The organism is Flavobacterium tructae (assembly GCF_001853485.1).
Classification (GTDB): domain Bacteria; phylum Bacteroidota; class Bacteroidia; order Flavobacteriales; family Flavobacteriaceae; genus Flavobacterium; species Flavobacterium tructae.
Genome location: NZ_MIKE01000004.1, coordinates 1 through 14434, shown reverse-complemented (window position 1 = coordinate 14434; position 14434 = coordinate 1). Strand labels below are relative to the sequence as shown.

The following is a 14434-nucleotide window of genomic DNA, read 5'->3' as shown; positions in this document are numbered from 1 at the left end:
TAAAATGTTACTTTTTATTGTTATTAAAAAAGAAAAAAAACAATTGAAATAATAATAATACCACCATCGCGATGATTTGCATAACAACCACTTGTTCGAGTGAATTATGATAGAGGACTATTAGAATTATTTGTGTAAGTCCCAGAAAGGCTGATATTACAACAGGCACATACTTATTTATAGAAAGAAAATAGTAAGCAAAAATATTTGCGATAGCAAAAATTGAAGTTGCCAATGCATATTTCCACAACAAAAAAGCTATGGGTAGGTATTTCTCGCCAAACATTAATCGCACTACAATTTCTGGAAATAAGAGTGCACTTAGAACAATTATTGTAGACAAGCAAACAATATATAAAACATATTTTAATAGAATCGGAAGTGTATCTTCACCCTGTTTTTTTAACTGTATTACTTTGGGCAAAAGGAGCATTACAAACATCCAAGCGACAAAATATACTACCCTGCCTATTAATGCTAAACAAGCATATAAGCCCGCTTTTTCATTATCAAAATAATGTTTAACCAACATAATATCACTATTGTTAATGATGATTTGCGTTAATTCATAGAAGGCTGTTAAAGCGAAAAATGTAATAATGGATTTTGTATCTAAATTGTCACTTAGAGTCTGTTTGTTTTTGCTGTTAATTATTTTTTGAAAGGGAATCAAACCAAAGACAAAAGAAATTAAAATTCCTACTGCGATGATAATAGAAGATTGAATTTGAGGTAAAAGGTAGAGTAACAAAAGTGTCAAAATCAAACGACATAACATTTCAAAATAGTAGGTTTTTGACAAATTTCTCAGATCATTTTTCCCCTGATATAAACCCCTATTAATACTCATTATAAAATACATTGGAAGTCCCAAACCAAACAAAACGAACATTAGTGAGGTTTTGGTTTTAAAAATTTCTTGCAATTGATGGCTGAATACTACTACTGTAAATCCCAGTATTACACCGAAGAGGAGTGCATACTTAAAAATAAATTTTAAAAAAACATGCAATTGCGTTCCTTCTAGCAAAACGGCATATTTAGCCGCAGTAACCTGAAATGTCATTCCAACAAAAGACAATACTAAAAGCAAAGTTATTAAGATCGCAGCGTCAGCAAACTCAGAAGGACCAAGTATTCTTCCTAATAGCAAATTGTACAAATAATTTCCTGCATTTACAAATAAAATTGTAAGCATAAAAAATTTTTCCGCAGTGATCTTTTTATAAGTATTTTTAATATTCAATTCAAGTGTGTAGTATTAAAAAAATAGTATGATGAAATTTTAAAAAGCTTATTCTTATAAACAAATATAAGAAAAATAAGAAAACTTTAACAAAAATGAAAAGGAATTTATAAGATAAATTCCTTTTCGGCAACAATTAACTAAATCAACATATTTATTATGAATTGTAATTTTTGAAATTAAAAAGTACTTTCAACGAAAGTCTCTACAAGAGATTTAAACAAAAGATGTTTTGTTTTTTTGAAAATAACATCACTGTGATGCTCTAATTACATGATTCTGGCAATACTTATTTTAGAATATTATTCTGATGTAAAATTAGAGCTCTTGTATGACTTTTTTTGATATTTTAGATGTTTGGTACTGTTTCTTTCGATGAAAGGACATTTTGTACAGTTATATCGTTTTCTTCTATAAGACGATATCCCTATATTTACAAAAACAATAATGTAAAATAAGAGTGATTGAAAGAAACTTCTAATAAATATTTGATAGTAGCCTTACTTTTTGGATTGACTTTCCATGGCAGCGCTATTTTTTTTACTTTAGAAAGTTCTTATGATGCTTTAATTCACATGTTTTTCGGAAATCATTATGCCCACAGTTGGTTTGAACCTTGGAATTATAGTTGGTATACGGGTTTTAATGTGATGAGTTATCCTCCATTAGTGCACCAAACCATTGGGTTACTTTCTTTAATTGGAGGTTTGAAATTTGGTATGTTTACTGTTGCCATCGTTGGGATTATTTTATTCATTGCAGGAACTTTTAGATTTTCACTTTTAATAACTGGAAATAGAACCGTTGCAGGTTATTCTGCTATTCTGGCAGTGGTTTCTTCTTCTTTTGTAGAAACATTGCATATTTTTGGACAGCTTCCCAGTATTATTGGAGTTTCTGTTTTAATGCATGCACTTCCAGAGATTTATCTTTTTATCAAAACAGGCAAAAAGAAATATTACTTCACCTCTCTGTCTTTGATGGCCGTAACCGTTTGTTCGCATCATGTTACACCTTTATTTGGAATGGTATTTTTTGTTTCGCCTTTAATCGGTATGATAGTAATGGATACCGCTCGCGAAAATGTCAATTCATTCAAGGAAATCACATTCAAAATATTCTATAAAACATTTCTATCATTATTAAAACGGATTATTCTTTTCTGTGGTAGCGCCGTTTTTCTGCTAGTATTTTGTATACTGCCGTATTGGATTAATTCTAAAGCCAATCCCATCACTCAGGTTCCTATTCCGCATGGAAGTCGCGACAATTTTATAGAAGTAACCTCTTCTGGCTTGATGTTCTTCTTGATACCTTGGGGAATATTACTTTTTATATTGCCTTATATATTTTATAGATATTACAGCAAAAGGTATATTTTTTTCGGATTATCCTTAACCTTGCTCACTGTTTTAGGAACGGGCGGCACAACTCCAATTCCCTTAGCAATTTTAGGAGAAAATGCTTTTAATATCCTAACCTTGGATCGCTTTACACTTTGGGCTTCTATAATGAGTTTGCCCATTTTTGGTGAATTTGTGTACCGATTAGTTGAAGGTGACTTAAGAACGGCTTTGCAAGTAAAATTTGGGAGTGTTTATAGGAGGATCCTAGGCGGATTATTTGCTGGTTGCTTTTTGTTTTTTGCAGTGTTTACCATGACGTTAGGGTATTTTAGACCATTGCAACCGCAAAAAATTAACTTTTTACCAATTGTCAATTTCTTAAATCAGGATCAACACGATCACTGGAGGTTTTTGCCATTAGGTTTTGGTGATCAGATGGCCTACTTATCGACACAAACAAAGGCAATGACGGTTGATGGAAATTACCATTCGGCAAGAAGATTACCAGAATTGACTTCTCGTGCAGTAGAACGGCTGGAAAACTCCAAATTTCGAGGACTTGAAGGTATTGGTTCATTGCAGCAATTTCTAACGGTTCCTGAAAAATATAATTTGAAATATGTTTTTTCTAACGATAAATTTTACGATCCAATTCTCTATTTCTGCGGTTGGCATCGATTATCACAATTAGAAAATGGTATAATGGTGTGGGAAAAACTAAATGTGCAGCCCTTGTCTAAAATTCTTCCAAAAGATGAAGTACCGATCTATTTGAAATTAATGTGGGGAATTATTCCGATGTTAACCATTCTTCTGGCTTTTATACTTAATGTTCAGATGATTTGGTTGCAGGCCTTAAAAATAAAGCCTTTAGAAAAACCTTCTTTCAATAAGTATGGAATTGTTTATGCTAATTTTCCAAGAGCGATGATAAAATTTCTACACATTTGGACAGGGATTTTACTACTAATTATAAGCTTTGGAGCATATCGCATTTATATCAAAAATGCTGTACAGATTAGTCCTGAAAATGTTGTAAAAGCATATTATGATGCTCTAGATTTTAAGTTTTATGATAAAGCGCACTCTTATGTTGTTCCTAATAAAGAATACTCGGTGGCTCAGTTTATGCTGGAAATTTCTGTTTCGGATGGTGTTCTTAATTCTTACGCCAAGTTAGATGCTATCGAAACTAAAATTGTTCAGCAAAGTAAAGACAAAGCTAGAGTTATTGCAACGACCAAGTGGGTTACACCATTAGAATTAATTGAAAAAAAGTACATACATGACGTTCAGAAAATAAACGGGAAATGGTTTATCATTCCAGATAAAAAAGATACCGATATTCCTCCGCACGAATTCATGTCAGAGAATATTAATTCGTATTACAAGCAAGGGAGACGAAAGATAACTACCCAGCAGACCTATCATGAAGATGTACTGCGCCAACCAGATTTAGAAATTATATCGGCAAGTTTGGTAAAAATTGACAGTCAATATATAGTGATTGGTGAAGTTCAAAATATAGATAATGTTCCTGCAGATGTGGTCTTGAAAGCTACTTTATATGACAGAAATGATAAATCGATTGCCGTATTCAACGCAAAGTATACTATTAAACATAAATTGATGCCAAAAGAAGTCACGAGTTTTAAGGTGAATTTTGAAGATATTGCGTGGTTAAAGCCAACTGATGTAAAGCCAACAACTTTTAACCCCAATGAATTTACACCAAAAGAATTGAAAAATATTCCCGCTACATTTGATATTCAAAGTGCTGGAAATGTCGCAACCACCGACTTGTATAATTCGGTTGCTATTTCAGATTTAGTGATAGATAACAACCAGATCAAAGGTACTTTATTCAATTACGGAATTCAAGAAGTAACCATTCCAGAGCTCTTAATTTCGTATTACAATGATAAAAAAGAATTGGTTTATGTTGATCACCAGTTTATAAAAGAGGGTGTTCGCATTCAGCGTAAGCAATATTTTACCTATAATTTGCTAAGAGATTTGAATCCTGTGATTATAAAATCTTCAACAGAAAATTGTTTTGTAAATGGTTTAGAATCAGAAGCTCTTGCTCGTGCGGTAATTCCGGTACGAAACAGTAAACAAGAAAGTGCACAAATGCAAAGGGTTAAAGGACATAAAGGGTATTCGTTTATTAAAATTGAAATTAATAATTACATTGGAAATCCTAGATAATGAAGAATAAAATCTATATATTTTGTTTTTGTTTGTTTACCATATTATTGGTATCAGTCACTTTATTGCCTAAAAAACAAACGGGCGCTATTATACTAATTACGCAACAAAAGACTTTTATAGCAGGTGCCAAAATAGCTTTAGATTTTGAGGTCAATACGTCAAATAGACCGCAGTTGTTTTTAATTCATTCTTTAGGAAAAACACTTTTAGATGCCACCGTTAAAAATGATAAATTAACTTTTGCCCTCCCTAAAAGTTATGCTAAAAAATCGGGTCGTATTGATTGGTTTTTGGTTGTAAACGGAGAAAATAAACTACAGGGAAACTTTGAAATTTTGCCCAATAACGACACTAAAACGGATATCGAAAATTATTTAGGTCCACCAAGTACATTGGTAGGTGATGGTCATTTTGTAATGTACGTTACCATTCCGACAGATGGCTTTGATAATCCGAAACCAGAAAATACTCCTGTAATTTTTAGAAGTCAGTTTTTAAATACTATTACAAATCAAACGGTAAAAACGAAAAATCTCATTGCTTGGAAAATAATTGATGCTCCTACAAAATCTGGAATAGTTTTGGTTTCTGCTCAATGCAATGCTACCATTACTAAAGAATTTAACGCTGTAATTTTTCCTGGAATCGCTACAAATTTCATAATTTCTTTTACTAGAAATCATCAATATGCTGATGGAAATCAAATTACGACCTTAAAAACAGCTGTTATTAAAGACAAATTTGGTAACGTTGTAAGCGACGGAACCATGGTCTCATTTGTGATTTCTACTGCTAATAATATGGTTTTAAAATCATTTGGCACAACTATAAACGGAGTTGCAACTGCTCAGATTTTGCATCCTGATCACCAAGATGTTTATACTGCAAAAGCGTATGTAGCGGGAATAGCAGAAAGTAATTCTATAGCAATTAACTACGAACCGATTAATCCGAAAATTGAATTTGAATTTTCAAAAGATAAGCGCACTATAATAGTCGGCCCGTTGCGTAGTTTTATAAATCAGTTAGTTCCAGACGGAATTAAAGTGACTCTAAAAGTGTATCATCATAATCAACTCATAGCGACTTTGCAAGAAGATAGCGTAAAAGGCCATGCTGTTTTTACTATTTCATCTGAATATTATAAAGAAAAAAAATATTCATTTGAAATTTCAACCTTAGGAAGTATTCAAAAAGTAGAAGAAAAAAATTATGATAGTAATTAACAATAAAAATAATTATCGGGCAATTTTAATAGTTTCATTTATTGCGATTAATATTTTGGTATTATTTGGAATGAGTGAAATTTTGGGCTACTTAAATTCGGGAGCAGATAGAAGTTCGATGCTGCATTTAGAGAAAGAGACTTTAGATACATATTTACCCAAAGTAACGTGGGAAACCTTCAAAAATCAAGGTAGACGGATGGAAAATCAAACCATCCAGAAAATTGAGAAGCATTATTTGTTTTCTTATGTAATAAAAAATAATGCTCTTAAAAACAATGTCAATGATGGAATTGACGATTATTTTACAGAAAGTTCGAGAAAGCAATTAGAACAAATTATAGCCTATAATAAGGCCAAAAAAATTTCGATCCAGAGTACAATAATAGAACATCATGCATCGTTAGATTTTTATAGCGAAGACGGCCAACAAGTCGTTATTACCGATAAAAATGTAGTTGAATTTCAAAATATTTATCAAGATAACAAGCTTATAACTTCTGTTCGGGATACTGCAAATTATAAGGTTTTAATGTTGCTAGAGGATGGTTTTTGGCGTATTCGACACTATGTTCGGATGCAAAAAGAAAAGAGTTTGGTTGCTGTAGAATTGAATAAAAAAATATACACGGTAAAAGGAAATGAAATTTTAAAAAATGGTGCTCCCTATATCATAAAAGGTATTAATTATTATCCTAAAAATTCTGCTTGGGATATGTTTGGAAATAAATTTAATAAAGATACTATAGCTGCTGATTTTGATATAATAACAAAAGCAAAACTCAATACGATTAGGATTTTTGTTCCTTATGAAGAATTTGGTAAAGCAGAGGTTTCAAAAGAGAAATTAGATAAGGTAAAAATAGTTTTAGACTTGGCCGAAGAAAAAAAACTAGCTGTAATCGTTACATTATTCGATTTTTATGGAGATTATGCTCCAGAAAGCTGGACTTTAACTCATCGACATGCAGAGAAAATTGTAACGACTTTTAAGGACTGCAAAAATATTATTGCTTGGGATATTAAAAACGAACCTGATTTAGATTTTGAATCACGTGGGGAACAAAATGTAAAGCCTTGGTTGGAACAAATGATTGCAGCAGTCAAGAAATTCGATGCTAATCATTTGGTCACTATTGGATATTCTAATATTGCATCGGCAGAGATACTAAAAGATAAGGTAGATTTTGTATCGTATCATTATTATGAAGATATTTCACTTTTTGAAGACAAACTTGCTGTTTTAGAAAAAGCAGCCAAAAAGCCTTTGGTAATGCAAGAATTTGGGCTTTCGTCCAATCGAGGACTGTGGAGTTGGTTTGGTAATTCAAAAGAAAAGCAGGCTAATTATCATAAAAAAATGCAATCTATATTCAAAAAGAAGCAACTTGCATTTGTTTCCTGGACTTTATATGATTTTCCGAAAGTTCCAGATAAAGTTGCTGGAAAATGGCCGTGGATAAAAAACAAACAAAAACAGTTTGGATTCATCGATTCAGAAGGAAAAAACAAACCTTCTTTTTTGTATATAAATTATTGATTTTAATTTTTAAATAAAAACAATTAAGTCTTTTTATTTGACATTGAATTAACTTTTAAAATAGTACTTCACTAGAATTACATCGCCTTTATTGATTTTAATTTTAAAAAAACGTATAGCTTTTGCGGCAAAAAAGGAGATCATATTTTTGATACTTAGCAAGTCTTTTTTGAATTTGCAGGCAATTTTAAAATTGATTTTTAAAAAGGCAAAAGTCCAACAATAAAGGGCAATGTAATTCTCTAAGTAGTCGCATAATATTGGTACAAACAGGTTAATGGCAGTGACATAAATGAAATAAAAAAAAGTGTTTTAGTTTGTCATCTTTCAGACAGCTCTTAAAATTCTTTCTTTTCTTAATAGTATTACATACTCAGCAAGCTAAATCTGTTATTCATAATTAATTTTACTATTTTGTTTCTTAATTCTGATACAAATATACGTTCGTTATAAGATTTTTTTTTATTTTTTTTCGATTATCCGCACTTTACTGTAGACGAATAATCAATGTTTATACTTAACTTGCAGTTAATTACAAAAGATATGTTTAAAAATGAACATTAAAAAGGAAATAGTCTTAGTTTTTTGCTTTCTTCTTGGATTATCAATTCAAGCGCAAGATATGCAAGAGGGTTTTACCAATTTAGAGAAAGGAGAATTTGCTCAAGCCGAAATTTTTTTCAGCAAAATTTTAAAGACATATCCAGATAATAAAACGGCAAAGCTATGTTACGGTAGAGCTGTCGGTTTAAATTCAAGTCCTGAAAAAGCCACAGTAATTTTTTCTGAACTACTAAAAAAGTATCCAGATGATTTTGAAATCCAGTTGAATTATGCTGAATGCATGTTATGGAATAAAAATTTTTCTGAGGCAAAACCTTATTACTTTGGCCTGATAGCAAAGCATCCCGAAAGTTTTCCGGCTTTACTAGGCTATGCAAATACTTTGTCTAATTTAAAACAATATGAGGAGGCTTTAATCTATGTAAATAAAGCTTTGGCAGTTTCTGTTAAAAATCCAAATGCCTTAGTTTCTAAGAAATACATTCGCATGGGATACGCCAATCAATTGGTACAACAACAAGATTATAAAACTGCACTTTCTTTATTAGATGAAAATTTTGAGGATTTTCCGAAAGACAAGGAAACATTAATGAATAAAGCTAATATTTATTTAATCACTAAGGATAAAAAAAATGCAACCAAGGTATATCGAGAATTAGCAGTATCCAAAAAGGATAGCTTGTTTTCTTTAAACGGATTGTCATTAGTTTCGCATATAGCCGAAAGAGATAGCGAAGCTTTATCTATAGCCAAAAAAGCATTAAAAAATAGCCAATTTATTGAGGACATAAAATTACAAAATCAAACAAAAGAACGCTATGTTCAGGCACTAATTTGGAATAGAAAGTACAAAGAAGCAGCAGCAAAAATAAAGGAATACCAAATTAGTAATCCCAATGAAAATTGGGTATTAGCGCTTTCTGCAACTTTAGGAATGTATCGTAGTGATTTTAAAGAAAGTATTGCTGACTACCAAAATATATTGGTCAACGATGCAAAATCATTTGATGGAAACTTAGGAATATCGAATGCTTACTTTGCAGATGGCGAACCATTAAAAGCTTATGAAGCAGTTGATACTACCTTGAAAATATTTGAAAACCAAAAAGATGCTATTGGATTTCTAAAAAAATTAAATGAAAATTTCACACCAAGTGTAGAGGAGATAATAAGTTATTCATTTGATAATGGAAAGAATGAAGCCTACGCTAATAATACAGTTTTGAATTTTCCAATATCGACGAAATGGGCTTTTTTAGGAATGTATCAATACAGAAAAACTGAAAATACAGTCACTAAAAATTCGGCAGTCTCTAATGACTTCAAGGTCGGCGCACAATGGCAATTTCATCCCAAAATAAATTTTAATGTTTTAGTAGGTTCAAGTAATGCAAGATCTTTCGTTAGTAATTATAGTCAATTATTAGTAGACGTATTTTTCAAAATAAAGCCCTTAAAATTGCAAGATTTAGAATTAGGGTATAAGCGAGATATTCAGAACTTCAATGCTGATCTGGTAAGTAGAGAGATAACAGCTAATAATTTTTATTTCAATTATAATATTGGCACAAACTTCAAATTAGGATGGTTTACACAATATTATTACAGCGCGCAAAGTGATAGTAACCAGCGAAACTTATTATTTACCTCATTATATTATAATTTTTTATCAAAACCAATTTTGAAAGCAGGCTTTAATTATCAATTTATTGCCTTTCAAAAACAATTGCCAACAATTTATTTTAGTCCAAGTAAATTTAATGCTTATGAGATTTTTGTTGATTTTTTGAAAGATGAAAAATCGGCTGAAAACAATGCTATCTTTTACACACTAAGTGCTGCAACAGGATTTCAATACATTGAAAATGATAGCAAGCAATCGACTTATCGAGTGCAAGCTAAATTTGGCTATAAATTTTCAGATCGTTTTTTGGCGAATTTTTATGGTGTTAAAAGTAATATTGCGTCTGCTACTGCTGCCGGGTTTCAATATACAGAAGTAGGTTTGCGTCTTAGATGGATGTTGACATCTAAACCAGTATTCAAAGTGAAGAAAAACGAGAAATAAGAGCTTTTTTCAACTTAGTATTAAATAAGTAGTATTTTCTTTTATAAAAATGCTACAATAAGTTCAGTCGTTTCATTAAATCTGGTCTATTGGCGCGACTTACAGGAATGACGTCTTTGCCAATTAAGACACTATTGTCTTCAATGTCAATAATTTTTTTTGTATTGATAATAAAGGAACGATGCACTTTCAAAAACAAATCTTTAGGTAATTTGTGTTCTATTTTTTTAAGGGTTGAGTGGACCACATAGTTTTTGTTTTCCGTTTTGATATGAATATAATCTCCTTTAGCTTCTATAATATTGACGAAAGCAAATTCAATTTTGATCAGACGGCGATCAATATTGATGTAAAATTCGTTTGCATTATCTTCATTAGCACTTCTATTTAAAATTGTTGTTGTAGTATTCGCTTTTTGAATTGCTTTTGAAAGCGATCTTCGGTAATTGGTTTTACTAAATAATCTACAATACATTCGTATTCAAAAGCTTCGATAGCAAAATTTTTATCAGAAGTTATCAGTATAATTTTGGGTGGACTTTTAATTGTTTTAATAAAATCAAAACCTGTAAAATCAGGCATGTGGATGTCTAGAAAAATTAAATCGACATTATTTTCATTTAAATACTTTATGGCATGAATAGCATTTGAGAATTCTTTTAACAAGTTTAATTGAGATGTATTTTCAATCATTTTTTCTATTATGGATCTTGCCATTTCTTCGTCATCAATAATAATGCAATTCATAGTTTAATAAGATATTATAATTATATTACAAGTCTATTGTAGTTCCTAAAAGTAATCTAAAGTTCATATTGTCGGTTAGTACTATTTCTTTTTTTAATTTTCTTCTTATTTTTTAGCAATATATGAACTTTTTGCAAGACCTAATATGGAAATTTTAGATTTTAATTTTTAAATGATTCTAAAAAAGTTTTTTTGAATAGTTTAAAGTAAAAGTTTAATTAATCTTTCTATTATTTTAAAGTGTTTTGCAGTTTCTTGTTGGTTTTTTTGAAATTATTATTATTATTATTATTATTATTAAGATTTTGTTAATATATCAGTATTGATTTCTAGATTACTGATAGTTCGGATATTTTTAAATCTTTGAACCCAAAAATATTTTTGCGACAATATCTAATCTAAGATTAATCCATAGTGAATTTAGAATATTGTAAGCGATTTCCCTACTAAATTAAGTTGTAAATTACTTATTACGATAGAAGTGGCAAGAAGTTTTTATTGTTTTAAAGCGGATTTGTATTGATGGAATGTAATTTAAAATTTTTTGATATGCAATAATTGAAAGCTTAAGATATTTTGCTTATCTATATTTTAATATTATTTCATTTGCTGTAATTCGATCTGAATTCAAGCTCTATTCGCTTGCAGATGATAAGTTCGATATTCTTTAATTTTTTGTTCAACGTCAGTAGGCTAGAAACCGTTTGTCGATATTTTTTGGTGATTTGCCGTAACTTGTTAATGACTTAACGAAAATGTTTAATCGTCTAAAAAAATAGATGATAATTTTGGTATTAGATAATAGATTTAACTCATCGATATGTATTCAGAAATATTTATTATAAAAGTATTTCAAATTGATCAGTACAAATAACTTTTTTAAAAAATAGTATACCTTATTTATTAAATTAATTTAAAGTTTTTAATTGCAAAATGCCAAAAGTTTAATCTCATTGTTTCTGTAGGTAAAAGTTTAATACTTATTTGCAACCAATAATATGAAGCAAATAATTTAGTACAAGTGGCTAAATTTTAACTATAAGTTTTAATATTTTTTTTCATAACATTAAATATTATATAGTATTTAATTCGAATTTCAAATTAATAATCCTTGTGGTTATTGATGTCCGTGGATGATTAAAAAAAAAAACTCTTTTTTTTTAAAAATTAGCAAGATTTTGCTTTTTATTTGTAAGTTTATGATGTTGTTTTTAGTTTTTTTTTGTCGGAATTTTTCTTCGTTATAAAAACCAATTTATAATTTATCTCGTATTTTAATTTGATATCCAATTTTTAATTAAAATTTCTATAGTATGAATAATTTTACACTCATTAATTCTGTAATTAAAAGTTTATTATCGATTTTCTATTTTCTATTTAGCAAAGGACTATTGATTTTGAATAAGTTATTAAATTTTAATTCTTTTTCTTTTTTTATAAATGTTTTTTTTCTTTTTAATATATCATCTTCAATATATGCTCAAGCTACTATTGTAACAAATCCATCAAATTTGCAGATAAATACCGCTTTAAATGGGCCTGGAATAGTTATCGTTGGTGGAACATTGTCGGGAGCAGCAACTGCCGCAACATTGCGTGCAAATCAAGTTGCCACCTTTTCTAATGGTATTAGTGGCGCTGGTTTGCAGATACCGAGCGGTGTGTACTTTACTACAGGAAGTGCCCCTTTCGAATTAGCAAACAAAAATACTGCTGTCCAAAATAGTTTTAACCCTGCTGGAGCTACAACATTATCAGATCCCAATTTATCTTTAATTGATCCTACCGCAACACGTGACTTAGTATCGTATTCTTTTACAATAACTTTAGCACCGAATGTTTCGGGACTACTTTTTAGTTATCAATTTGGTTCAGAGGAGTTTCCAGATTATGTAGGTTCTAATTTTGATGATGCTTTTGGTTTTTTTGTTTCGGGGCCTGGTATTTCTGGAATTCAGAATTTCGCAACATTGCCAAATGGTAATGCCACATCAATAAATAAGGTAAATTCTGGTATTCCTGGATTTAGCTCACCGGCAACACCTGTCGCTGCATACGATGGTTCTCAATCTGCTTTGTATATCAATAATGGTCACATTACAACTACTACTGGAGGTAAATATAACCTGAATACAGCGCCTCAACCAGGACCTTTCCCAGTTTTTACAGAACATAATGGTTTAACAAAGTCGATAAAGAAATCCATTGCTGGCTTAACTCCTGGAGGAACTTATACTTTTAAAATTGTAATTGCTGACGCTGGTGATGCATCGTTGGATTCGGGTGTTTTTTTAGATATTATAGAGGGTATAATTTCTGCCGATCTCTCTGTTTCTAAAACTGTAAATAACCCAAGTCCAAATGTGGGAAGCAATGTTGTTTTTACACTCACAGCAGGCAATACTGGTCCTGGTAATGCACCAAATACCAAGGTTACTGATTTGTTACCAGCTGGTTACACTTTTGTGTCTGCTACACCAAGTGTTGGGACATACGATTCCTCGACAGGGGTTTGGGATATTGGTTTATTAAATATAGGCTCTTCCCCAACTTTGCAAATTACTGCTACGGTAAAAGCTGCAGGTCCTTATTTGAATAGTGCTTCTATAGCATCTCCAGATATTGCAGATCCTACCCCTGGAAATAATACCTCTAGTGTTACCCCAACCCCGGTTGCGCAGTCTAATGTTGGTATAACCAAAACCGCAAGTAGCGCTACGCCTAATGTTGGCAGTAATGTTACTTTTACTTTAACAGCAACCAATGCAGGTCCAAGCAACGCAACAGGAGTAAGTGTAACAGATATTTTACCTTCTGGCTATACTTTTGTAAGTGCCAGCACAGCTTCAGGAACCTATACAAGTGGAACAGGAATCTGGGCCATTGGTACTTTAGCCAATGGATCGAATGCTACCTTATCTATCATTGCCACAGTCAATGCCTCAGGAACGTATACCAACAGTGCGAGTATAACTGCCAATGAAGCAGATCCTACCCCTGGAAATAATACCTCTAGTGTTACCCCAACCCCGGTTGCGCAGTCTAATGTTGGTATAACCAAAACCGCAAGTAGCGCTACGCCTAATGTTGGCAGTAATGTTACTTTTACTTTAACAGCAACCAATGCAGGTCCAAGCAACGCAACAGGAGTAAGTGTAACAGATATTTTACCTTCTGGCTATACTTTTGTAAGTGCCAGCACAGCTTCAGGAACCTATACAAGTGGAACTGGAATCTGGGCGATTGGTGCTTTAGCCAATGGAGCGAATGCTACCTTATCTATCATTGCCACAGTCAATGCCTCTGGAACGTATACCAACAGTGCGAGTATAGCTGCCAATGAAGCAGATCCTACTCCTGGAAATAATACCTCTAGTGTTACCCCAACCCCGGTTGCGCAGTCTAATGTTGGTATAACCAAAACCGCAAGTAGCGCTACGCCTAATGTTGGCAGTAATGTTACTTTTACTTTAACAGCAACCA

At 31.5% G+C, this 14434-nt stretch carries 6 protein-coding genes and 1 pseudogene; 5 read left to right on the top strand and 2 right to left on the bottom strand.

The window, feature by feature from the left end; translation table 11 throughout:
* Positions 1-7 precede the first annotated feature (7 nt).
* The gene (locus BHE19_RS01385; protein ID WP_083342435.1) at positions 8-1246 is read right to left on the bottom strand and encodes an MATE family efflux transporter; all 1239 of its coding nucleotides are present in this window, start codon (positions 1244-1246) and stop codon (positions 8-10) included.
* A gap of 464 nt (positions 1247-1710) precedes the next feature.
* Here BHE19_RS01385 and BHE19_RS01380 point away from each other — a divergent pair, with 464 nt between their 5' ends.
* The 4 genes from BHE19_RS01380 to BHE19_RS01365 all read left to right on the top strand — a co-directional run bounded on the left by BHE19_RS01380 (position 1711) and on the right by BHE19_RS01365 (position 10204).
* Positions 1711-4803, top strand: a complete 3093-nt coding sequence (locus BHE19_RS01380; protein WP_070905661.1) for a hypothetical protein — start codon at positions 1711-1713, stop codon at positions 4801-4803.
* Positions 4803-6032 carry an Ig-like domain-containing protein gene (locus tag BHE19_RS01375; RefSeq protein ID WP_089052223.1) on the top strand — a complete coding sequence of 410 codons (1230 nt, stop codon included), beginning with the start codon at positions 4803-4805 and terminating at the stop codon, positions 6030-6032. The genes BHE19_RS01380 and BHE19_RS01375 overlap by 1 nt, the downstream gene beginning before the upstream one ends.
* Complete coding sequence (locus BHE19_RS01370; RefSeq protein ID WP_089052222.1) at positions 6019-7572, top strand: cellulase family glycosylhydrolase; 1554 nt, start codon at positions 6019-6021, stop codon at positions 7570-7572. Before BHE19_RS01375 ends, BHE19_RS01370 begins: the two co-directional genes overlap by 14 nt.
* 553 nt (positions 7573-8125) lie before the next feature.
* Positions 8126-10204 carry a tetratricopeptide repeat protein gene (locus tag BHE19_RS01365; RefSeq protein ID WP_035625418.1) on the top strand — a complete coding sequence of 693 codons (2079 nt, stop codon included), beginning with the start codon at positions 8126-8128 and terminating at the stop codon, positions 10202-10204.
* 52 nt (positions 10205-10256) lie between these two features.
* Here the strand turns inward: BHE19_RS01365 and BHE19_RS01360 are convergent.
* Positions 10257-10951, bottom strand: a pseudogene (locus BHE19_RS01360) (LytR/AlgR family response regulator transcription factor).
* A 1511-nt stretch (positions 10952-12462) separates the two neighbouring features.
* Here BHE19_RS01360 and BHE19_RS01355 point away from each other — a divergent pair.
* Positions 12463-14434, top strand: a 1972-nt coding sequence (locus BHE19_RS01355) for a DUF11 domain-containing protein (protein ID WP_165607896.1), incomplete at its 3' end; no start/stop codon positions are given.

Bases quoted from the DNA above. Each gene is read 5' to 3' on its own strand.
- BHE19_RS01370 (WP_089052222.1), top strand. From the start codon at position 6,019: ATGATAGTAATTAACAATAAAAATAATTATCGGGCAATTTTAATAGTT.
- BHE19_RS01375 (WP_089052223.1), top strand. From the start codon at position 4,803: ATGAAGAATAAAATCTATATATTTTGTTTTTGTTTGTTTACCATATTA.
- BHE19_RS01365 (WP_035625418.1), top strand. From the start codon at position 8,126: ATGAACATTAAAAAGGAAATAGTCTTAGTTTTTTGCTTTCTTCTTGGA.